Origin of the sequence: Streptomyces sp. NPDC005263 (genome assembly GCF_042872365.1) — a bacterium.
Classification (GTDB): Bacteria; Actinomycetota; Actinomycetes; order Streptomycetales; family Streptomycetaceae; genus Streptomyces.
Genome location: NZ_JBIAKJ010000008.1, coordinates 84795 through 108250, shown reverse-complemented (window position 1 = coordinate 108250; position 23456 = coordinate 84795). Strand labels below are relative to the sequence as shown.

The 23456-nt window shown below is 68.3% G+C and carries 14 protein-coding genes; 9 read left to right on the top strand and 5 right to left on the bottom strand.

Going from position 1 to position 23456, the window contains the following annotated elements; translation table 11 throughout:
• Nucleotides 1–106 precede the first annotated feature (106 nt).
• Nucleotides 107–3022: a glycoside hydrolase family 48 protein gene (locus ACFYRY_RS31635; protein WP_389153234.1), complete on the bottom strand. Its 2916-nt coding sequence runs from the start codon at nt 3020–3022 to the stop codon at nt 107–109.
• Between the two features lie 251 nt (nt 3023–3273).
• On the opposite strand from ACFYRY_RS31635, the gene ACFYRY_RS31630 reads away from it, so the two are divergent.
• From ACFYRY_RS31630 to ACFYRY_RS31615, 4 genes are all read left to right on the top strand, one after another.
• A complete protein-coding gene (locus tag ACFYRY_RS31630; RefSeq protein ID WP_389153231.1) occupies nt 3274–4761 on the top strand; it encodes a cellulase family glycosylhydrolase in 1488 nt (495 codons plus the stop codon).
• Nucleotides 4762–4790: 29 nt separating this feature from the next.
• Nucleotides 4791–6503: a glycoside hydrolase family 6 protein gene (locus ACFYRY_RS31625; RefSeq protein ID WP_389153228.1), complete on the top strand. Its 1713-nt coding sequence runs from the start codon at nt 4791–4793 to the stop codon at nt 6501–6503.
• Nucleotides 6504–6752: 249 nt separating this feature from the next.
• Nucleotides 6753–7676 carry a class I SAM-dependent methyltransferase gene (locus ACFYRY_RS31620; protein ID WP_389153225.1) on the top strand — a complete coding sequence of 308 codons (924 nt, stop codon included), beginning with the start codon at nt 6753–6755 and terminating at the stop codon, nt 7674–7676.
• 129 nt (nt 7677–7805) lie between these two features.
• The gene (locus ACFYRY_RS31615) at nt 7806–8516 is read left to right on the top strand and encodes an SDR family oxidoreductase (protein WP_389153222.1); all 711 of its coding nucleotides are present in this window, start codon (nt 7806–7808) and stop codon (nt 8514–8516) included.
• Nucleotides 8517–8527: 11 nt separating this feature from the next.
• On the opposite strand, the gene ACFYRY_RS31610 is transcribed toward ACFYRY_RS31615, so the two are convergent.
• Nucleotides 8528–9238: a glycoside hydrolase family 75 protein gene (locus tag ACFYRY_RS31610; RefSeq protein WP_389153219.1), complete on the bottom strand. Its 711-nt coding sequence runs from the start codon at nt 9236–9238 to the stop codon at nt 8528–8530.
• Between the two features lie 190 nt (nt 9239–9428).
• Nucleotides 9429–10265 carry an aldo/keto reductase gene (locus tag ACFYRY_RS31605; protein WP_389153216.1) on the bottom strand — a complete coding sequence of 279 codons (837 nt, stop codon included), beginning with the start codon at nt 10263–10265 and terminating at the stop codon, nt 9429–9431.
• Nucleotides 10266–10724: 459 nt separating this feature from the next.
• Here ACFYRY_RS31605 and ACFYRY_RS31600 point away from each other — a divergent pair, with 459 nt between their 5' ends.
• Genes ACFYRY_RS31600 through ACFYRY_RS31580 form a run of 5 tightly spaced genes read left to right on the top strand, consistent with a single transcriptional unit; the run spans nt 10725 to nt 20284 of the window.
• On the top strand, nt 10725–11918 hold the full coding sequence (locus ACFYRY_RS31600; protein ID WP_389153213.1) for a glycoside hydrolase family 105 protein: 1194 nt from the start codon (nt 10725–10727) through the stop codon (nt 11916–11918).
• A gap of 4 nt (nt 11919–11922) precedes the next feature.
• Nucleotides 11923–12711 (top strand): Tat pathway signal sequence domain protein, encoded by a 789-nt coding sequence (locus ACFYRY_RS31595; RefSeq protein ID WP_389153211.1) that lies wholly within the window; start codon nt 11923–11925, stop codon nt 12709–12711.
• Nucleotides 12712–12724: 13 nt separating this feature from the next.
• Entirely contained in the window at nt 12725–15973 is a 3249-nt protein-coding gene (locus ACFYRY_RS31590) for a glycosyl hydrolase family 28 protein (protein WP_389153208.1), read from the top strand.
• Nucleotides 15970–18237, top strand: coding sequence for an alpha-galactosidase (locus ACFYRY_RS31585; protein WP_389153205.1), 2268 nt, complete (start codon nt 15970–15972; stop codon nt 18235–18237). The genes ACFYRY_RS31590 and ACFYRY_RS31585 overlap by 4 nt, the downstream gene beginning before the upstream one ends.
• A 13-nt stretch (nt 18238–18250) precedes the next feature.
• Nucleotides 18251–20284, top strand: a complete 2034-nt coding sequence (locus tag ACFYRY_RS31580; protein WP_389153202.1) for a PQQ-dependent sugar dehydrogenase — start codon at nt 18251–18253, stop codon at nt 20282–20284.
• A gap of 157 nt (nt 20285–20441) precedes the next feature.
• Here ACFYRY_RS31580 and ACFYRY_RS31575 read toward each other — a convergent pair whose 3' ends face one another.
• The gene (locus ACFYRY_RS31575; protein ID WP_389153199.1) at nt 20442–21047 is read right to left on the bottom strand and encodes a dihydrofolate reductase family protein; all 606 of its coding nucleotides are present in this window, start codon (nt 21045–21047) and stop codon (nt 20442–20444) included.
• A 90-nt stretch (nt 21048–21137) separates the two neighbouring features.
• Complete coding sequence (locus tag ACFYRY_RS31570; RefSeq protein WP_389153196.1) at nt 21138–22964, bottom strand: AMP-dependent synthetase/ligase; 1827 nt, start codon at nt 22962–22964, stop codon at nt 21138–21140.
• Nucleotides 22965–23456 lie beyond the last annotated feature (492 nt).

Genomic DNA, 23456 nt, shown 5'->3' with positions numbered 1-23456 from the left:
CAGGCGGTGCCGCCCCGCGCCCTTCAGGGGCGCGGGGAACTGCGCGACCAGCCACAACTGACCCGCAGTCGAAGAACCGCCCAACCCGCGGAGCGCCCGGCGGGGACTATTCGAGAAGCTCCGCGTACGAGCCCATGGCCAGGGCGATGTCCGCCTGGGCCCAGAACCGGTGGTACGTGAAGGAGGGCGCCGCTCCGCCCGCCAGGTAGGCCTCGATCTTCGACCAGGCCGGGTCGTCCTCGTAGAAGGAACGGATGGACTCGAAGGTGGACGAGGAGTTGATCGCGTCGCCGTTCGGCATCGTCCCGGTCCAGCCGGACGGGATGTACACGCCGTCGTCGAAGCGGTTGTAGTCGGCGCGGGTCTCCGGGACGGCGATGCCCAGGCTGTCCTGGTGGTTCTTCCACATGCCGTCGAGGAGTGCCTTGGCGGTCGTCGCGGCCTGGGTGTCACCGGAGCGGTCCGCGTAGTACGTCAGGGTCTTGGCGTACGCGGCGGTCACACCGACGTCGTCGGTGTAGTCGGCGACGGTGACGTGCAGGCCGCTGTTGGCGCCCGGGCTGGTGGCGTTCCAGGTGTCGGGCTGGCCCGACCACTGGAGCGTCGACGGGATCAGATAGGTGCCGTCCGGGTTGACGGTGGTCTTGGACAGCGCCCACTTGACCCACTTGTCGAGGACCGCCTTCGCGGAGGCGCTCCCCGTCTGCTGGTAGTACTCCGCCACCCGTTCCATCGACCACGCCTGGAAGCCGAACCACTGGTTGGACGGCGGGTCGTGGTACACCGGCTGCTGGTCGTAGTACATGCCGTAGAACGTCGACTTGCCGGCCGGCGGGGTCGCGTACCGGCCCGCCCAGCTGTTGGTCGCGCCGCCCGCGATGGCGCCCTCGTCCGACTGCAGCCAGCGGTAGAACTCCAGCTGCCGGTCGAGCGACTTGGCCCAGTCCGCCGCTCCCGTCGCCGACTTGGGCTTCAGGTCGGCGTAGGAGCTCAGCGCGTAGGCGGCGAGGGGGTTCTGGTAGCCGCCGTGCGCGTGGCTGGAACCGATGCGCCAGGCCCAGCCCGCCGAGGAGTCGGTGGCGCCGCCCCACGCGTAGTACCAGGACAGCAGGTACATCGAGGCGTCCTTGCCGGTACCGGCCGGGCAGGTCGACGGTCCGACACAGTTGCCGACCTTCTTGAAGTACTTGTCGTACATCGAGTAGCGCAGGTAGTCGCCCATCTTCGCGGCCTTGCCGACGGTCGCCGAGACCGCACTGCCCTTGCCCTGCTGCTTGGCCCAGACGTCCGCCCAGTACGCGGCCTGCACCGCGCGCGCGTCGGCGTCCGGGGCGTTGGTGAACTTCCACTGCTTGGCGTAGGAGGCGTCACCCGTGAACAGGTCCAGGTAGCCGTTCCTGCCGCCGTACTTGAAGGCGTCGCAGGTCGGCTGCGGCACCGTCTCCCACACCGACTCCTGCGCGCCGCGCTGGAAGGTGTTGATGTACGACGGTCCGGTGTCCGAGGGACCGGCCTCGCACTTGCCCGGCGAGTTGCCGTAGCCGTAGACGTTGTCGACGTCCTGCAGCCAGTGCATGCCGTAGACGTCGTCGGTGCCGTAGGCGCTCTTCAGCTCACCGGCGATCGGGTCCGAACCGACCGGGACCGACGTGTCGAGCTTCGCCGGGTACTCGTTCGGGGTGTCCAGCTCGGGCGCGTAGGTGGCCGGCTTCGAGGCGTTGTAGAAGGAGTTCGTCGGCTGGTCGGCGTGGGTGGGGATCATGTACTTCTCCATGATCTCCCAGGCGCCGTTGAACTTCGTCCAGTCGCCGGTGACCTTGCCGTACATGGCCTGCAGCCACAGGAGGTAGCTGTACGCCTCCGAGGTGGTCTCGTGGCCGTTGTCCGGCGCCTCGACGATCAGCGTCTCGACCGAGTGGTAGGGGATGCCCTCGGGGGAGAAGTAGCCGTTGGCCGGGTTGGTGATCTTGCCGTACAGCTCCAGGAACCGGGCGTCGTACGTCTTGGACGCCGCGATCTGGGTGACCGTCACCGAGGCCTTGCCGTGACCGGTGGCCGTCGACTCGAACGTCGCCGCGCCGGTCCCGGAGGAGTCCGCCGTGATCGTCACCTTCTGCGCCGTGCTCCAGTTCGACGGCGTGAAGGTGAGCGACGCCCCGCCGGTCACCGTGAGGCCCGAGTTGCCGGTGGTGCGGGCGGTGGTCACGGTCACGTTGGCGGACGGCTGCGTCGACAGCTTCACGTCGTACGTGGCCGTCTTGCCCTGCTGGACGGCCAGTTGGGTGGTCGAGGCCACCACGGCGGGACCCGAGGCGACCGTGACGCCGACCGGCGTGGACTCCGCGGAGGCGCCCAGACTGTCGTACGCCTTGGCCAGCAACGAATGACTGCCCACGGTCAAGCCAGAAGCGGAGAACGAGTAGGGCGCGCTCGTGTCGGTGCCCAGCAGCGTGGTGTTGTCGTAGAACTCGACCTTGCTGATCGTCGCGCCGTCCGCGGCGGCGGCGGTCGCCGCGAGCGGGACCGCGCCGCCCTGGGTGTAGACCGCGCCCGCGGTGGGGCTGGTCAGCACGGTGATCGGCGGCTGGTGGGCACCGGTGCAACTGGTGCCGTTGACCGCGAAGTTCGTCGGCGCCGCGTTGGTGCCGCTGTACGTGAACTGCGCGCCGGTCGACACCGCCGCACCGGCCGCGATCCTGGCGTTGTAGGTGGCGTTCTTCGCCGTGATCGTCTGGCCGGACTGGGACCAGGTGCCGTTCCAGCCGTTCGTCAGCTTCTGGTTGCCCGTGTAGCCGTAGGTGAGGGTCCAGCCGTCGATGGCGTCCGTGCCGCGGTTGGTGATCGTCAGTTCCGCGGTGAAACCGGCGCCCCAGTCGTTCGTCTTGTAGTCGACGCTGCACTGAAGTGGCGCCGCCTGAGCAGGAGTTGAACCCGCACTCAGCATCGTGAACGGAAGCGCGAGGGCCGCCACGACAGCGGTCCACATACGCCGAGCGGCCCGGCGTCTATTCGTGGGGGGCATGTGCTGGTTCCTCCTTGCGGCTCGGAGAAGTCAAGGCTTGAACCAGTGGGAGCGCTCCCATAGTGGGGATGGGTGTGGTAGGGGTCAAGATGCTTGAAGAGTCGAAAAGATTCGACGCCAGGCCTTGAAGGAAAGTCAGTGACTCCTCTGTTCTTTGCCGTCACTTGGCGCTACCTTCCTTGACACCAGTGGGAGCGGTTCCATCAGTCGACGCGTCCGTCACGACGCGCCTGATCTGCAAGGAGTCGCTCATGCGACACCCCCCGCGTTCAGTACTTTTAGCCGTCACCGCCACCGCCGCGGTCGCCCTCCTCGGGTCCGTGACGGTGCCGGCGGTCACGGCGTCCGGAGCCGTCCCTGCCTGCACGGTGGAGTACTCCGTCACCAGCCAGTGGGACACCGGCTTCCAGGGTGCCGTGAAGATCACCAACAACACGGCTGCCATGAGCGGCTGGAACCTCACCTTCGACCTCGCCGGCGGCCAGAAGGTCAGCCAGGGCTGGAACGCCAAGTGGTCCCAGTCCGGCACGACCGTCACCGCCGCCAACGAGAGCTACAACGGACAGCTCGGCAGCGGCGCGAGCGTCAGTGCCGGGTTCATCGCGTCCCGGTCGGGCGGCGGCACCGTACCGACCACCTTCACACTCAACGGCACCCTCTGCAACACCGACTCCGGCCCGACCGACCCGACGGATCCGACCGATCCGCCGGCTCCCGGTGACGGCACGGCACCCGCCCTGCGGGCCCTGGGCAACAAGCTGGTGGACAGCGCGGGCAGGACCCGCCGCATGCTCGGTGTGAACCGCTCGGGCGGCGAGTTCATGTGCGTGCAGGGCCGTGGCATCTGGGACGGCCCGGTCGACGACGCCTCGGTCAAGGCGATCGCCGACTGGAAGGCCAACACCGTCCGCATCCCGCTCAACGAGGAGTGCTGGCTGGGCCTCTCCAACATCCAACCCCAGTACGCCGGCGCCAACTACATCAACGCGGTCAAGGACCTGGTGGCGAAGGTCAGGGCGCACGGCATGACACCCATGCTCGAACTGCACTGGACCTACGGCCAGTACACCGGCAACTCGTCCGGTTGCTCCGACGTGCACGCCAGTTGCCAGAAGCCGATGCCCGACATGCAGTACACGCCGTCCTTCTGGACGTCGGTGGCGAACACCTTCAAGGGCGATCCGACCGTGGTGTTCGACCTGTTCAACGAGCCCTACCCGGACCGCGCGACCGCCACGACCACTCAGGCGTGGCAGTGCTGGCGGGACGGCGGCACCTGCCCCGGCATCGGGTACCAGGTGGCCGGCATGCAGGATCTGGTCGACGCGATCCGGGCCACCGGCGCGAAGAACCTGATCCTGGCCGGCGGACTCGCCTACTCCAACGACCTGAGCCAGTGGCTCGCGTACCGGCCCACCGACCCGGCGGGCAATCTCGCCGCCGCCTGGCACGTCTACAACTTCAACACCTGCTCGAACGAGAGCTGCTGGAACTCCACACTCGCCCCGGTCGCCGCCCAAGTGCCGCTCGTGGCCGGGGAGATCGGCGAGAACACCTGCTCACACGGTTTCGTCGACCAGGTCATGAAGTGGTTCGACGACCGCGGCCTGTCCTACCTGGGCTGGACCTGGAACACCTGGAACTGCGCCACCGGTCCGTCCCTGATCTCCAGTTACGACGGCACCCCCACCGCGTACGGAATCGGGCTGCGTGATCATCTGCGCGCCCTGAACGGCTGACACCCGCAACCGAGAGGGAACCCGCACTCATGAGTCGTACCAGAACCGCGTTGCTTTCCGCCCTGGCGCTGGTCGCCGGGGCCTCCGGGACGGCGTTCGCCGCCGCCGGGGACGCAGCTGTCGCCGCCGTCCCCTGCACCGTCGACTACAAGGTGCAGAACCAGTGGGACACCGGCTTCACCGCCAACGTCACCGTCACCAACAACAGCACCGCCAAGTCGAGTTGGGCGGTGAAGTGGGCGTACGCCGGTAACCAGAAGGTCACCAGCGGCTGGAACGCCAAGGTCAGCCAGAGCGGCACCACCGTCACCGCGGCCAACGAGAGCTACAACGGCTCGCTGGCCACCGGCGGCTCGGTCAGCTTCGGCTTCCAGGGCACCTACAGCGGGACCAACGCGATCCCGGCCACCTTCACCCTCGACGGCGTGACCTGCAACGTCGACGGCGGCGGCCCCACCGACCCGACCGACCCGACGGACCCCGGCGGCGGCACCCGGGTCGACAACCCCTACAGCGGCGCCAAGGTGTACGTGAACCCGGAGTGGTCCGCGAACGCAGCGGCCGAGCCCGGCGGAAGCCGGATCTCCAACCAGCCGACCGGTGTCTGGCTGGACCGCATCGCCGCGATCAACGGCGCCAACGGCCATATGGGCCTGCGCGCCCACCTCGACGAGGCACTGAAGCAGAAGGGCTCCGGCCAGCTCGTCGTCCAGTTGGTGATCTACGACCTGCCAGGCCGCGACTGTTCCGCCCTCGCCTCCAACGGCGAACTCGGCCCGACGGAGATCGACAAGTACAAGACGCAGTACATCGACCCGATCAAGACGATCCTCGCCGACTCCAAGTACGCCGGACTGCGGATCGTCACCGCCATCGAGATCGACTCGCTGCCCAACCTCGTCACCAACACCGGCAGCCGGGCAACCGCCACGCCCCAGTGCGACGTGATGAAGGCCAACGGCAACTACCAGAAGGGCGTCGGCTACGCCCTGAACAAGCTCGGTGACGTGCCCAACGTCTACAACTACATCGACGCCGGGCACCACGGCTGGCTCGGCTGGGACGACAACTTCGCCCCCAGCGCCGCGATCATGAAGGAGGCAGCCACCTCCGAGGGCGCCACCGTGAACGACGTCCACGGCTTCATCACCAACACGGCCAACTACAGCGCCCTGAAGGAGAACAACTTCTCCATCAACGAAACGGTGGCCGGCAAGTCGGTCCGCGAGTCGAAGTGGGTCGACTGGAACCGGTACACGGACGAACTGTCCTTCGCCCAGGCGTTCCGCAACCAACTGGTGTCGACCGGCTTCAACTCGAACATCGGCATGTTGATCGACACCAGCCGCAACGGCTGGGGCGGCACCGCACGGCCCACCGGCCCCGGTGCGATGACGGACGTCGACACCTACGTCAACGGGGGCCGATACGACCGCCGTATCCACGTCGGCAACTGGTGCAACCAGTCCGGTGCCGGTCTCGGCGAACGCCCGAAGGCCAGCCCGGCCGCCGGGATCGACGCGTACGTCTGGATGAAGCCCCCGGGTGAGTCCGACGGCTCCAGCAGCGCGATCCCGAACGACGAGGGCAAGGGCTTCGACCGGATGTGCGACCCGACCTACACGGGCAACCCGCGCAACAACAACAACATGTCCGGCGCCCTGCCGAACGCCCCGCTCTCCGGGCAATGGTTCTCGGCCCAGTTCCAGGAGCTGATGAAGAACGCCTACCCGGCGCTGTAGCGGCCTCGGCGATGTGCCGGGGGCGGGCTCTCCCGGGCCGGCCCCCGGCACATCGCGTACGTGGCTGTCCTTGGTCCCCGTCCGGCCGCAGGTGGTGCGGCCGGACGGGGACGCTTCCTTCTCACCGTGCTTCGTGTCGTGCTTTTCGTCGCGTCTTCTGCCGAGTTTCTTGCCGGGTCGGCAACAGTGGTGGCCCGGGTGCGGTGCGTCGGCGCACCCTGGCCGTACCGCGACGAGAGGCTGACCACCATGGCGCACCCACACCACGACCCCGGCCACGACCACCAACGGTCCGGCCACGATCACGGCCACGGTGGCACCGACACCGGCACCGACATCGACTGGAACGAACATGCTCCGATGCTGGAGTCCCAGGCCGAGCTGTTCACTCCCTTGTACGAGCGGGCTCTGGCCTGGCTCGGGCACAAGCAGACCGAGCCCGGGCTGATCGTCGACGCGGGCAGCGGTCCCGGTGTCATCTCCTGCCTGCTCGCGGATGGCTTCCCCGGAGCCCGGGTCGTCGCCGTGGACGCCACCGAGCCGCTGCTGGAACGGGCCCGCGCCCGGGCCGCCCGGCTCGGCGTCGCCGACCGATTCGGCACCCTCGCCGGTGAACTGCCTGGTGTGCTGGACGACTTGGAATACCCTGCCGACCTGATCTGGGCCAGCAACAGCCTGCACCACATCGGCGACCAGCGGGCCGCCCTCGCCGGCTTCGCCGCCAGGCTGGCTCCCGGTGGCACGCTCGCGCTGCTGGAGGGTGGCCTGCCCGCCCGCTTCCTGCCCCGTGACATCGGCATCGGCCGGCCGGGACTGCAGGCGCGGCTGGACGCGCTGGAGGAGGAGTGGTTCGCGCGGATGCGCGCGGACCTGCCCGGCGCCGTCGCCGAGGTCGATGACTGGCCGGGGCTGATGGCCGCCGCGGGCCTGCGGCACACCGGCACCCGCAGCTTCCTCCTCGACCTGCCCGCCCCCACCACCGACCGGGCCCGCGCCCATGCGGCCGCCACCCTCTCCCGCCTGCGCGACGGCTTCGGCGACCGCCTCGACAGCACCGACCGGGCCACCCTCGACCGACTGCTCGACCCCGAGGACCCGGCGAGCGTGCACCGCCGACGGGACGTCTTCGTGCTGGCGGCCCGCACGCTGTACACAGCGGAACGTACGGGCTGACATCTCCGCCGGTACCCGGCGCCCGCCCACCCGCCACCCGGCGCCGTCGACAGCCCTTGACTTCGAGAGTGCTCCAACTGATTGACTCCTGACGTCTGTTGAGCACATCGAGGCACCTCAGGGGGATTCATGACCGACTCTCACGACGCTCCGGTAGCGCTGATCACCGGCGGCGGCAGCGGCATCGGTGCCGCCGCCGCCCGGCGGCTGCTCGACGCCGGGCACCGAGTGGCCGTCACCGGCCGCGGTGCGGCACGGCTGCGCGGCTTCGCCGAGGAACTCGGCGATCCGGACGGCCTGTTGACGTTCGTCGGCAACGCGGCCGACTACGACGACGTGCGCTCGGCGGTCGACCGTACGCTCAAGGAGTTCGGCCGGCTCGACACGGTCGTCGCCAACGCGGGGTTCGCCACCCACGACACCGTCGCGGAGGGCGACCCCACGGGCTGGACCGAGATGGTGCTGACCAATGTGCTCGGCCCCGCGCTGCTCATCCGCGCCTCGATCGACGCGCTGAAGGAGACCCGGGGCCGGATCGTGCTGGTCGGCAGTGTCGCCGGGTTCGTGCACGGCCCGGGCAACATCTACGGGGCGACCAAGTGGGCGGTGACCGGCCTCGCCGAGAACGCCCGACGCGAGGTGACCGAGTTCGGGGTGGGCGTGACGCTGGTCGCGCCGGGCCGGGTGGAGACCCCGTTCTGGGACAGCTACGGGAGTCTGCCGCCCGGCCATCTGCTCACCGCAGACCAGATCGCCGACTCGATCGTGTGGGCCGTCGGGCAGCCCGCCGGCGTCGACGTCAACACGGTTGTCGTACGGCCGATCGGGCAGCCCATCTAGGTCCCCCGCGGTCAGTTGTCCCGCAGGAACTGCTGCGCGAGGCGGTCGCCGAGGGTGACCGCCGCGTTGTGGTTCTCGATGGGGGACACCTGGGAGTTCTTGAACAGGATGTAGGTCACCCCGGAGTCGGTTCCGCCGGACTCAGGGTCCGGGTCGATGCCGAGGGCCTTGGCGGTGGCGTACGAGGCCTCGCCGATGATCTTCGTGGGGCCGGTGTCGCCGACGACGGCGTACTCGACCTTGTTATTGTAGATCACGGCGACCACGCCGCCGCCCTTGATGCCGGCGCCGGAGTAGTTCCAGATGCTGCTGGAGCTGGGCACGACGACGTACGGCAGTGAATCGGCCTTCAGCGGCTTGCCGTTGGACTGGTGGAACGCCGTGTCGTCCTGGTACCAGGGATCGGTGTCCTCGTTGCACTTCGAGGTGCGCTGGCCGTCGCAGTCGACGTCCATGTCGGCCTTCCAGAACACCGCGCCGTTCTTGCCGCACACGGGGATCGTGGCCGACGTCTCGTCGTCGGTCCGGTACTTGCCGTTGGAGAGCTGCGAGCAGCCCGACAGCTTGGCCAGCAGGTCGGCCGCGCTGACCGTGCCCTCCTGGGCGGATGCCGGTGAGGCGGATGTCGGTGAAGGGGCGCCGGTGGCGGTCGCGGGGAGCACTCCGGCGGTGAGCAGGGCGGCCGAGCAGGCCACGGCGAGGGTCAGTGGTCGTATACGCACTGTGGGGGACCCTTCTGTTAGGAAAGTTTCCTTACCTGGCGGGAACCAAGGTGCCCCCTCGGCATGGCCGCGTCAATCCCCTGGAGGGCGGTCCGTCGCGACTTCCGTTCACAGGCCGGGCGCGACGGTGCCCCGGCGCGACAGCGCCCCGGGACCGCCGCAGCGGTCCCGGGGCGCTGGGGCGAACGGCTCAGGCCTGGTTGAACGTCACCGGGTCGGGGCCCAGGCGCCGGTCCTCGTTCAGGGCGCTGATCGCCGCGAGGTCCTCGGTGTCCAGGCTGAAGTCGAAGACCTCGATGTTCTCCTTGATCCGGGACGGTGTCACGGACTTGGGGATCACCACGTTACCGAGCTGGAGGTGCCAGCGCAGCACGACCTGGGCCGGGGTGCGGTCGTGCTTCTGCGCGATGGCCACGATCGCCGGGACCTCCAGGAGGCCCTTGCCCTGGCCGAGCGGCGACCAGGCCTCGGTGGTGATGCCCTGCTCGGCGTGGTACTCGCGGGCCTTGGCCTGCTGCAGATGCGGGTGCAGCTCGATCTGGTCGACGGCCGGGACGACGGACGTCTCGGCGATCAGTCGCTCCAGGTGCTCGGGCTCGAAGTTGGAGACACCGATCGCCCGGATCCGGCCGTCGGCGTGCAGCTTCTCGAACGCCTTGTACGTGTCGACGTACAGGTCCCGGGACGGGGTGGGCCAGTGGATCAGGTACAGGTCCACGTAGTCCAGGCCGAGCTTCTCCAGCGAGGTGTCGAAGGCGCGCAGGGTGGAGTCGTATCCCTGGTCGCTGTTCCAGAGCTTGGTGGTGACGAAGAGGTTCTCGCGCGGGACTCCGGAGGCGGCGATGGCCTTGCCGGTGCCCTCTTCATTGCCGTAGATCGCCGCTGTGTCGATGCTGCGGTACCCGGCCTCCAGCGCGGTGGTGACCGCCTGCTGCGCCTCGTCGTCCGGCACCTGCCAGACGCCGAAACCCAGCTGGGGCATTTCGACGCCGTTGTTCAGGATGATCGGGGGGACCTTGCTGCTCACGAGCTCTTGATCCTTACGGTTGTCGTCAGATGGCACTCCCATAATCAACGATCACGGGCCGTGAAGAATTCCTGACGGAAGAATCCGTCCACATCGATCCGGATCCCTGGTGGCTGACCGGTGAGTCAGTGTCATCGGCGGGGGGCCGGCCGGAGATTGGCCGGAAACGCATCCGACGTCTTCGGTCCGGACCATTGACCGCGTGGCCTCGTGCCGCAACTCTGTATGGCGCTGTCGAACGAGTCGCTGAACTCAGTACACCCATGTGAACGCCGCGCTGTCCTGGACTTTCCATACCCCCCACCTTCCGGAAAGCAGGTCGCATCCATGAGCAAGAGCACGACGCAGGCCGCGTAGGCGGAGGCTCCCGTTCGCCAGACATCGGATGAAAGGGTCCGGCAGGCCATGCCCTCTGCCGCAACGGCCCCCACCGCAAGGCCTCGTTCGAAAGGGAGGAACATGACACGCCGACGCATGTCCACGGCGCTGACGACCGTCGCCCTGGCCGCCGTCACCCTGTCCGCTCTGCCGGCGGTCGCCCCGTCCCCGGCCGTCGCCGCCGGCGCGCGGCCCGCGAGCCGCCCGGCCGCCGCGCCCGACTGGTCCGTGGCCCTCGTCGACTCCACCATGGCCCGCTACACCCCGAGCACCATCGGCAGCTGGTCCTACCCGGTCGGCCTCTACCTCTACGGCCAGTACCTCACCTACCGGCGTACGCACGAGGCGCGCTACCTCACCTACATCAAGGACTACGTCGACCGCTTCGTGAAGAGCGACGGCTCCATGGACCAGCCCTTCAACAGCCTGGACAGCATGCAGGCCGGCCGCCTGCTGGTGATCCTGCACCACGAGACGGGCGACGACCGCTACCGCAAGGCGGCGAAGAAGATCCGCGACCGCCTGAACACCTTTCCGCGCACCTCCGACGGCGGCTTCTGGCACGCCGACACCGCCAGCCGTGCCAACCAACTCTGGGCGGACGGCGTCTACATGGTGAACCCGTTCCTCGTCGAGTACGGCAAGGAGTTCGGCGACCGGACGTACGCCGACGACGAGGCGGCCAAGCAGCTCTCCCTCTACGGCGGTCACCTACAGGTCGCGAGCGGCCTGCTGAAGCACGCCTACGACGAGTCGAAGAGCGTGAGCTGGGCGGACCCGCAGACCGGGCTGGCCCCCGAGCACTGGTGCCGGGCGGTCGGCTGGTACTCGATGGCGATCACCAACGTGCTCGACGCGATCCCAGCCAACCACCCCCGCCGGGCCCAACTCCTGAAGATATTCCGGAAGCTGGCGGCGGGCCTGGAGAAGTACCAGGACCCGGCGACCGGGCGCTGGTTCCAGGTGATCGACAAGGGCGGCAGCAGCGGCAACTGGACCGAGACGTCCTGCTCCAGCATGTTCACCTACGCCCTCGACCGCGGAGCGCAAAAGGGTTACCTCGACCGCCACTACGCGACCGTCGCCCGCCGCGGCTACCAGGGCGTCCTGGCGAAGCTGTCGGTCGGCACGGACGGCCGTACCGAACTCGCCGACATCTCCGAGGGGACGAACGTCGGCGACTACGCGTACTACATCGCCCGCAAGCGGGCCACCAACGACTTCCACGGACTGGGCGCGTTCCTGATCATGAACGAACAGCTGCGAGGTGATTAGTGTCATGAGCACATCTAGAAGGAGACTGCTGGGTGCCGCCCTCGGCGGCGCGGCGGGAGCCGCCGTCGGTCTTCCGGCCGCGACCACGGCGCACGCCGCCTCCTGGCAGCAGAAGTGGGCGCCGTCCGCGAGCGATGACGGCCTGGGCGCCTTCGAGACGATCGAGGACGACCGCGCCGACTCGCACACCGCCGGACAGCCGCACATCTACGCCACCGGCGACAACTGGCGCTTCAACATGCACACGGTCGACCGTGACACGTCGACCGATCGGCAGCGGCAGGAGGTCACCGGACTGCGCACCAGCGGCAGCAGCTACCTCAAGTGGACCCAGGGCCAGACCTGGCGGGTCACGTACTCCATGTACATCCCGAGCTCGTTGAAGGCGACCACCACCTTCACGCACATCATGCAGATGAAGCAGCCGGGCGCCGGCAGCTCGCCGATCGTCGTGCAGTCCCTTCGCCGGGTCAACGGCAAGCAGACCATCGAGCTGAAGCTCGCCATCGACGACATCCTCATCGGCCGCACCGATCTGGACCCCCTGCACGACAAATGGACCGACGTCGACTTCCAGATCAAGGTCGGCGACGGGTCGGCGGGCTCGGTCCGCTGGATCCTCAAGAGCGGCGGCTCGACCGTCATCGACGCGTCGAAGACCGGCGTCGACACCTTCCTCGCCGACCGCGTGCGCCCCAAGTGGGGAATCTACCGCTCCCTCGGTGACACCTCCGGATCCCTGCAGAACACCTACCTCCTGCTCACCAAGCTCCGCGGCTACCAGCTCGGATGAGGAGCCACGCCCCATGAGACCCCCCACTGTTCCCGGGTACCGGGTCGCGTCGATCGTTCTCTTCGCCTTCGCCGTGGTCCTCGGGCTCACCCACCCCGCCGCTCCCGCCGCACCGCCCGCCGCTCCCGCCGCCGCCACCGTCCTCGACGTACGCGACTACGGCGCCAAGGGGGACGGCTCCACCAACGACACGCCCGCCATCAACAAGGCCATCACGGCGGCCGGTTCGACGAGCGGGGGCGCCACGGTCCGCTTCCCCGCGGGCGACTACAAGTCCAAGAACACCATCCACATGAAGAGCCATGTGACGCTCCAGCTCGACAAGGGCGCCACGCTCCAGGGCTCCAGCGCCGACACCTACGACAAGGCCGAGTCCAACCCGTACGACGCCTACCAGGACTACGGGCACAGCCACTTCCGCGACGCGATGATCTACGGCGACCGGCTCACCGACATCGGGTTCGTCGGCCAGGGCGTCATCGACGGCATGGGCAACCTGATCACCGGCAACCCGGACTCCGGGGAGGCCGACAAGATCATCTCGCTGACCCGGTGCGACGGACTGCGCATCGGGGACGGCCTCACGCTGCGCCGCGGCGGCCACTTCGCGGCCCTCGTCAACGGCTGCAAGAACGTCGTCTCGGACCGCCTGACCATCGACACGGCGAGCGACCGCGACGGCTGGAACATCATCTCCACCACCAACGTCACGATCACCAACGCCAGCATCAAGGCCAACGACGACGCACTGGTCTTCAAGAGCGACTACGCCCTCGGCGCCAAGCTCGCCAACGGACACGTACGGGTCAACGACTCCTATCTGTCCGCCCGTTGCTGCAACGCCCTGATGTTCGGCTCCGAGACCTGCGGCGACTTCTCGGACTACCGGTTCGAGAACATCCGCATCGAGGGCGCCGACAAGTCCGGCCTCGGCATGGTGTCGATGGACGGCGCGAAAATCTCCGACGTCCACTACCGCGACATCACGATGACCGGCGTCCACTCGCCGATCATGCAGAAGATCGGCACCCGGAAACGGTGCGGGAACAACCCGGGCGTCGGCTCCATCAGCAACGTCACGTACGACAACATCACGGCCACCGGCACCAGCCCGTCCTTCAGCCCCACCCTGTGGGGCGAGAACGGCCACCGCATCAACGGCGTGACGTTCACCGACGTCAACATCACGGTCCCCGGCGGCAACGGCACCATGTCCACCGCGGTGCCGAGCAACGACCCGGCCGACTACAACCCGAAGGCCATCGGCACCCGGCCGGCGTACGGGTGGTACCTGCACAACGCCGACAACATCACCTTCACCGACAGCTCGGTGAGGTCCGCGGCGGACGACGGACGCCCCGCGGTCATCGCGAACGCGGCGAGCGGAATCAGGTTCACCGGCCTCACCGCCCAGCGCGGCAATCAATCCCCGTACGACGTGGGCTTCCAGAACGTCACCGGCTACTGCCTGACGGACGGGCAGAACACCTCCGGCGGCGCGCTGCGGGTGTCCGGCAGCGGGTCGAGCGAGAACTGCGCGGCCACGCCGGCCAAGCCGCTCGACCTGGAGAACCCGCGTCAGGAATTCCTGCGGAACTCCGTCGGCGGCCTCTTCCTGCACTGGGGCCTGCGCACCGCGCCCGCCCACACCAGCTGCACCGACTGGGAGAAGGACGTCACCGACGGCGGCTGGAACGCCGACTACTGGGTGAAGGAGGCCCAGAAGCTGCACACGCAGTACATCGTCCTCGCCTCCTTCCACAGCCGCCTCGGCTACGCCCGCGCCTGGCCGTCGAAGATCCCCGGCTCCTGCTCCACCAAGCGGGACTTCCTCGGCGAGCTGGTCAGCGCCGCGAAGGCCAAGGGGCTGAAGGTCATCCTCTACATGACCGACGACCCCCAGTGGCACGCCGAGGGCGGCCACGAGTGGCTCGACTCGGCGGCGTACTCCTCGTACAAGGGCAAGGACGTCGACCTGACCACCCGGGACGGCTTCGGGCAGTTCAGCTACGACAACTTCTTCGAGGTCATGGACCGCTACCCCGACCTCGGCGGCTTCTGGATCGACAACGACAACGCGTACTGGGAGAGCAACAACCTCTACGCGCAGGTCTACCAGAAGCGCCCGAACTACACGATCAGCAACAACAACGAAGACACGCCGATCATGGACATGATCAGCAACGAGCAGAAGACCGGAATGACGCCGGCCTACGACTACCCGCAGGCGGTCTACACGGCCCAGCCCCGCCTCACCGAGGCCGACTTCAAGCTGCCCTCCACGGGCTCCTGGTGGTACGGCGGTACCGACCCGGCGGTCGACAAGATGCTCACCCTCGGCCGCCTCGTCACCAACACCGGCTCGTCCGTGAAGGCGCTGATGGCGGAGACCGCCCAGGTCAACGGCACGTTCCCGGCCAACCAGGCCGACTTCAACAACTTCGCGAACTCCTACCTCGACCCCATCTGGGAGTCCCTGCACGGCACCGAGGGCGGCGGCTACCTGTACGGCGGGCTCAAGCCGGGCTTCTGGAACGACGGCGCGCACGGCGTGACCACGATCAGCAAGACCAACGCCAACCGCCAGTACATCCACGTCCTGACCCCGCCCAGCACCAGCACCCTGCGGGTCCGCGACAACGGCTACCGCGTCGCGTCTGTCACCAACCTCCGTACGGGAGCGGCGGTCTCGTGGTCGCAGTCGGGCGGCGTCCTCACCCTCACCGGGCTCGGGAACTGGGACCCGTACGACACGGTGTTCAAGGTCACGACGGCCGGCCGTCAGGGGATCCTCACCGGCGTCAAGGTGAGCGCGAGCGCCTCGGCGAGTTCGCACGCGGGCTCGGCAGCCGGTGACGGCGACTACCGCACCTACTGGGACAACAACAAGACCCTCCCGGTGAACCTCACCTTCGACCTGGGCAGCTCGAAGAAGGTCCAGTACCTCGGGCTCAACCAGCGCGAGGACTCCGTCGCCTACGCCCGCTCGGACACCGAGCAGTCGGCACGGATCAAGGACTACAAGGTGTATCTGAGCGCCGACGGCTCGACCTGGGGCAGCCCGGTGAAGACCGGCCAGCTGCCGAGCCGCCGCGGCATGCAGGGCATCGACCTGACCGCCGCGGGCGCACGCTACGTCCGCCTCCAGGTCGACTCCACCTGGGCCGCGGCCACCGACACGACCCGCTACCAGCGGCTGCGGATCGACGAGGCGTGGATCGGCACCTCGTACGCGACTCCCGCGAAGAGGGGACAGTCATGACAGGCATCACCCGTGTCACCCGCGTCAGATCACTGGTCGTGGCCCTGGTCGGGCTGCTGATCGCCTCGGTCGTCCCGCTGCTGGCGGCCGCCCGCCCGGCGGCCGCCTCCGACAACGGCCAGTCCGTCCGGCCCGCCATGGGCTGGAGCAGCTGGAGCTTCACACGCCGCTGGCCGACCGAGGCGAAGATCAAGGCCCAGGCCGACGCGCTGGTGTCCAGCGGCCTCAAGAACCACGGCTTCGTCTACATCAACCTCGACGACTTCTGGCAGAAGTGCGACGACAACGGCTTCGTCGTCGACTCCTACGGCCGCTGGTCCGTGGACTCCGCCAAGTTTCCCGGCGGCATCAAGGCGCTGGCCGACTACATCCACTCCAAGGGCCTGAAGTTCGGCTTCTACGTGACGCCCGGCATCGCCAAGAACGCCGTCACCAAGAACACGCCGATCGAGGGGACCTCGTACCACGCGAAGGACATCGCGGACACGTCGAAGACGGAGAAGAACTACAACTGCAAGAACATGTACTACATCGACTACCAGAAGCCGGGCGCGCAGGAGTTCGTGAACTCCTGGGCCCGGCAGTTCGCCTCCTGGGGGGTCGACTACCTGAAGATCGACGGAGTGGGCAGCCAGGACATCCCCGACGTCCAGGCCTGGGACAAGGCGCTGCGCGCCACCGGACGGCCCATCAACTTCGCCCTGTCCAACAACCTCGCGATCGCGGACGCCGCCACCTGGCGCAAGCACGCGAACAGTTGGCGCACCCAGGGTGACGTCGAGTGCTACTGCGGTCCGGGCGACAACGGCAGCGGTTATCCGCTGACCGACTGGTCCCACGTCTCCTCCCGCTTCAACACCGCGGCCTCCTGGCAGCCGCACGCCGGTCCCGGCGGGTGGAACGACCTCGACTCCCTGGAGATCGGCAACGGCGACCGGGCCGGCCTCACCGCCGACCAGCGCCGGTCCCACTTCACCCTCTGGGCGATGGCGGCCTCGCCGCTGCTGCTCGGCACCGACCTCACCGATCTCGACCCGGTCGACAAGGCGATGCTGACCAACGACCGGCTCATCGGGGTCGACCAGGACGGCGTCGCCGCCAAGCGGATCGTGAGCAGCGGGGTCAAGCAGGTCTGGAGCAAGAAGGAGAGCGACGGCCAGTACGTGGTGGCCCTGTTCAACACCGGTACGTCCGGCAACGCGACGGTCGCCGTGGACTGGTCACAGGTCGGCTTCACCGGCTCCGGTGACGTCACCGACCTGTGGTCCGGCTCCCACAAGGGCGTGATCGACGACTCCTACAGCGCGACCCTGCGGCCCGGCGAGACCCGGCTGATCCGCGTGAAGCCGGTCAACTCCCTGAAGGGCGCGGCCGCTTCACCGGGCATGGCCGTCGCCCCCTACGAGTACCTCGGCTGGGGCAGCCCGCCGAACCCCACCTCGGTGATGTCGGCGACCGGCGTCAAGTGGTTCACGCTGGCGTTCATCCTCTCCGACGGCGGCTGCAACCCGAAGTGGGACGGCTCGCGCCCGCTGACCGGCGGCACCGACCAGTCGAAGATCAACGCGGTCAGATCCGCCGGCGGCGACGTCATGGTCTCCGTCGGCGGCTGGAGCGGGAACAAGCTCGGCGAGAAGTGTTCCAGCGCCTCGGCGCTCGCGGGCGCGTACCAGAAGGTGATCGACGCGTACCGGCTGAAGGCCCTTGACGTCGACATCGAGAACACCGAGTGGTCCAACGCCACCGTGCGGCAGCGCGTGGTCGACGCGCTGAAGACCGTGAAGGCGAACAACCCCGGTCTGAAGACCGTCATCACCTTCGGCACCACCACCAGCGGCCCCGACTCCACCGGCGTCGACATGATCAAGCGGGCCGCGAACTCCGGTCTGGCGAACGACGTCTGGTGCATCATGCCGTTCGACTTCGGCGGCGGCACCACCAACATGGGCACCCTGACCACGCAGGCCATGGAGGGCCTCAAGGCACGGGTCAAGTCGGCGTACGGCTACAGCGACGCCACCGCCTACGCCCACATCGGGCTGTCGTCGATGAACGGCAAGACCGACGACTCCGGTGAGCGGGTCCGGGTCGCCGACTTCGAGACCATGCTCGCCTACGCCCAGCAGCACCACATCGGGCGCCTCACCTACTGGTCCGTCAACCGTGACCGTGCCTGCGGCTCGGGTGGGGACGGCGACGCGTGCAGCGGCGTGTCGCAGCAGCCGTACGACTACCTCAAAGTCTTCACCCGGTACACGGGCTGAGGGGAATCAATCCATGAAGCGACCCACCAGAACCGTGGCATGGGGCCTCCCCCTGGCCCTCGCCCTACCGCTCGTCGGCCTCACCGGGACCAGCGCCCGGGCGGCCACCGACTACCAGGCCGAGGACGCCACCGTCTCCCAGGGCACCGTCGCCACCAACCACACCGGCTACACCGGCACCGGCTTCGTCGACTACACCAACATCACCGGCTCCTATGTGGAGTTCACGGTGAGCGCGACCGACGCCGGGACCTCGTCGCTCGCCCTCCGGTACGCCAACGGGACGTCCACCAACCGGCCGATGGACATATCCGTCGGCGGCACCGTGGTCGCCTCGGGGGTGTCCTTCCCGGCCACCGCCGACTGGGACACCTGGGCGACGAAGAGCGTGAACGTGCCGCTGAAGGCCGGGTCCAACAAGATCCGCGCGACCGCCACCACCGACGCCGGCGGCCCCAACCTGGACCGCGTCAGCATCGCGGCGGCGGCCGACAGCCAGGCACCCACCCGCCCCGGCCAGCCCAGCTGTTCGGACATCGGCGAGAACGGCCTGACCCTCGCCTGGGGCGCCGCCACGGACAACGTGGGCGTGACGGCGTACGACATCTACGAGCACGGCAACAAGATCAGTGAGGCGTCCGGGAGTTCGGTCTCCAAGGCGTTGACGGGTCTCACGCCCGACACGACGTACAACCTCACCGTCATCGCCCGGGACGCGGCCGGCAACACCTCGTCCGCGAGCCCGGTCGTCGACTGCACGACCAAGCCGAGCTCCGACACCACACCGCCGAGCAAACCCGGCACGCTGTCCGCGGCGGGCATCACCTCGAACGCCGTCGACCTGACCTGGGGCGCCGCCACGGACGACCGGGCGGTCACCGGGTACGACGTGCGCAGCGACACCACGGTCTACAAGTCGGTCACCAGCGGCACGTCGACCACCCTCACCGGGCTCGCCTGCGACAGCCCGTACGCCCTCAACGTCGTCGCACGCGACGCGGCGGGCAACGTCTCCGCGCAGAGCAACACGGTGAACTTCACCACCAAGGCGTGCGCCACCGACGGCGGTGTCCCGTCGTCCGTCGCCACCCTGTCCTCGGGCTGGACGATCCCGTGGGGCACCTCCTGGCTGCCCGACGGACAGTCCGCCCTGGTCACCGAGCGGGACGACTTCCGCGTCTGGAAGGTCACGAAGGCCGGCGCGAAGACCCAGGTGGGGACCGTCCCCAACGCGGTCACCACCAACGGCGAGGGCGGGCTGCTCGGCGTCGCCGTCGACCCGAAGTGGGCGACCAACCACTACGTCTACCTCATGCACACCGCGTCCGAGGGCAACCGCGTGGTCCGTATGACGTACGACGGCACGAAGCTCGGCGACTACACGGTGCTGCTGCAGGGCATCAAGAAGAACCGCTACCACAATGGCGGCCGCCTCGCCTTCGGCCCCGACGGCTACCTGTACGTCTCCACCGGCGAGGCCCAGACACCCGACCTGGCCCAGGACAAGAACTCCCTGAACGGCAAGATCCTGCGCATGACGACGGACGGGAAGGCGGCCCCCGGCAACCCGTTCGGGAACTACGTCTACAGCTACGGGCACCGCAACCCGCAGGGCCTCGCCTTCGACCGCAACGGCCGGTTGTGGGAGGCGGAGTTCGGCAACAGCTCCAAGGACGAACTGAACCTGATCAAGCCGGGCGCCAACTACGGCTGGCCGACCTGCGAGGGCAACTGCAGCGTCTCCGGGATGACCAACCCCAAGGCCACCTGGAACGTCTCCGAGGCCTCACCCAGCGGCATCGCCATCGTCCGCAACGTCGTCTACATGGCGTCCCTGCGCGGCGAACGCCTGTGGCGGATCCCGATCAACGGCGACAACGAGAGCGTCGGCTCCCCGACGGCGTACTACGTCGGCACCTACGGCCGCCTGCGCACGGTCACCAAGGTGCCGGGCGCCGACCAGCTGTGGCTGTCGACCACCAACAGCGACAACAACGGAGGTGAGGCGGACGGCTCGGACAAGATCTTCCGAGTCAATATCAGCTAGGACCGGCGCAGGCCGTCTTCGTCCGGATCATCTGATCGCCGGTCCGGGTGTGCCGTCGAGTGACGCGCCGTGGGCGCGGCTCGAGCCGGTACCCCCGGACCGAACGCTGACGCCGGGTGGTCGCCGGCGTGACCACCGCGAGGTGCCAGGAAACCGGCTAGTAGCTGTCGTAGCTGGGCTTGCCGTTCGGTCGGTAGACGCCGACGGTGGTGCCGCCCTTCGTCGTGGAGACGCTGACCGGTTCCAGCGCCGTGGGGATCGCTCCGTCGGCGAAAAGCCGCTTGCCGGTGCCGATGATCACCGGGTGGATGGTCAGCCGGTATTCGTCGACGAGGTCGTGCCGCATGAGGGTCTGGGCGAGGTCGCCGCTGCCGACGACGTTGATGTTGCCGCCGTCGGACGCTTTCAGCTTGCGTACCGCATCGGCGACGTCGCCCTCCAGCAGGGTGGAGTTCTGCCACTCGACGGACGTCAGGGTCCGGGAGGCCACGTACTTGTGCATGGTGTTCATCCGCTCGGTGAACGGGTTGCCGGGGTCGGCGGTCGGCCAGTACGACGCGAAGATCTCGTACGTCTTGCGGCCGAGGAGCATCGCGTCGGAGGTCTCGTACCAGCCGGCGATGGCCGCGCCGACCTCGTCGTCGGACACCGGCTTCTGCCAGCCGCCGTGCTCGAAGCCGCTCTGCGTGTCCTCGTCCGGACCGCCCGGCGCCTGCATGACGCCGTCGAGTGTCAGGAACGTGCAAACGATGATCTTGCGCATGGTGCGCTCCCTTCGTCTCGTCGACTGGTAGACCGCACAAGCGCCAAAAACTCATCGGCGATGTGGAGCGTCGGCAATCGACGACACGCGCTACGCCCGGTACAGCGCCTCGACCTCGTTGGCGTACGCGTTCTCGATGGCCTTGCGCTTCAGCTTGAGGGACGGGGTCAGCAGACCGTGTTCCTCGGTGAACGGCTGGGCCAGGATGCGGAACGTGCGGATCGACTCGGCCTGTGAGACCAGGGTGTTGGCGGCGACCACCGCCCGCCTGACCTCGGTCTCCAGGTCGGTGTCGCGCACCAGTTGGGCCGCCGGCATCTGCGGTTTGGCGCGCATCGTCAGCCAGTGCTCGACGGCCTCCTGGTCCAGGGTGATCAGGGCTGCGACGTACGGGCGGTCATTGCCGACGACGATGCACTGGGCGACCAGCGGATGGTCGCGGACGCGCTCCTCCAGGGCGCCGGGCGACACGCTCTTGCCGCCGGAGGTCACCAGGATCTCCTTCTTGCGGCCGGTGATCGTGAGGTAGCCGTCCTCGTCGAGGGAGCCCAGGTCACCGGTGGCCAGCCAGCCGTCGTGCAGGGCCTCGTCGGTGGCCTTGGGGTTGTTGAGGTAGCCCTGGAAGACGTTATTGCCGCGCAGCCAGACCTCGCCGTCGTCCGCGATGTGCACGGTCATGCCGGGGATGGGCTGCCCCACGGTGCCGTAGCGGGTGCGCTCGGGCGGGTTGGCGGTGGCGGCCGCGGTGGTCTCGGTGAGTCCGTAGCCCTCGTAGATGTGTACGCCCGCGCCCGCGAAGAACAGGCCGAGCCGCCGGTCCATGCCCGAGCCGCCGGTCATCGCGTGCCGGATACGGCCGCCCATCGCCGCCCGCATCTTGGCGTAGACGAGTTTGTCGAAGAGCTGGTGCTGCATCCGCAGGCCCGCCGACGGACCGGGCCCGGTGCCCCAGGCCTTCGCCTCCATCGCCTCCGCGTACTTCACGGCGACCTCGACGGCCTTCTCGAACGGCCCCGCCTTGCCCTCCTTCTCGGCCTTGCGGCGGGAGGCGTTGAAGACCTTCTCGAAGATGTAGGGCACCCCGAGGAAGAACGTCGGCCGGAACGCGGCCAGGTCGGGCATGAGGGCGGCCGCGCTCATCTGCGGCTGGTGGCCGAACTTCACCTTGCCGCGGATCGTGGCGACCTCCACCATCCGCCCGAAGACGTGCGCGAGCGGCAGGAACAGCAGCGTCGCCGCCTCGTCGCCCCGCTTCGAGTGGAACACCGGCTCCCAGCGCGTGATCATCGTGTCGGCCTCGTACATGAAATTGCCGTGCGAGATGACACAGCCCTTGGGGCGGCCGGTGGTACCCGAGGTGTAGATGATCGTGGCGACCGAGTCCGGGGTGACCGCCTGCCGGTGCCGGTGCACCACCTCGTCGTCGATGTGTGCGCCCGAGTCGTACAGCTGCTGCAGGGCGCCCGCGTCCAGTTGCCACAGCTGACGCAGTTGCGGCAGCCGGTCGATGACCGTGGCGATGGTCATCGAGTGGTCCTCGTTCTCGACGACCGCCGCCGTGCACTCGGCGTCGTACAGCATCCAGAAGCACTGCTCCGCCGAGGAGGTGGGGTAGACCGGCACCACCTGGGCGCCGATCGCCCACAGCGCGAAGTCGAAGAGCGTCCACTCGTAGCGGGTGCGGGAAATGATCGCGACCCGGTCGCCGAAGCGGATCCCCTGGGCGAGCAGGCCCTTGGCGAGGGCCAGGACCTCGTCGCGGAACTCGGCGGCGGTCACGTCCCGCCACTGGCCGTCCTCGCCCTTGCGGCCGAGCGCGATATGCAGAGGGTCTTCCTGGGCATGTTGGAAGACGACATCGGCCAGACCGCCCACCGGCGGTGCCAACGCCAACGGAGGGTTGGTGAACTCGCGCAATCCCCGCTCCCGGCTCTTTGTCGCTCCCCGCAGCGCGGTGAAAGCTACCCCACCCGGGGGCGGCGCGGGAGGGGGTCCGAACACGAACAGTGCTCAGATACGCAGCAATCAGTGACGCGAAATGCGCTCACATAGGTAGGGGTCGGACAGAAAGCTGACGGTTGGGTCAGTTTCGGTCCCGCAATCTCCACCGAATCTGTACGACGCGATTACGCTCCGCTGACCTGTCGGCAGGCCGGCCCTGAACGGTGCGCGGTCGGCCCCTGAGCCGGCAACTGGCCCTCTTTTCCTCAGCGCCGGGACGCCCGGATCCGTCACCGGGCGGGCACTCCTGGCGCTAGGGCGTGTTGCGAAAGTCCCGCCTGCCGAGCGACGCCTGGCACGCACTCTCGCCGCACCGGTCGAAAACCCACGTACAACCAGTACGAGGGCTTCCGCCCGGCACGCCGAGAGCACGCACCAGACGCCGCTCGGCCCGCCCTACGGGCGGAC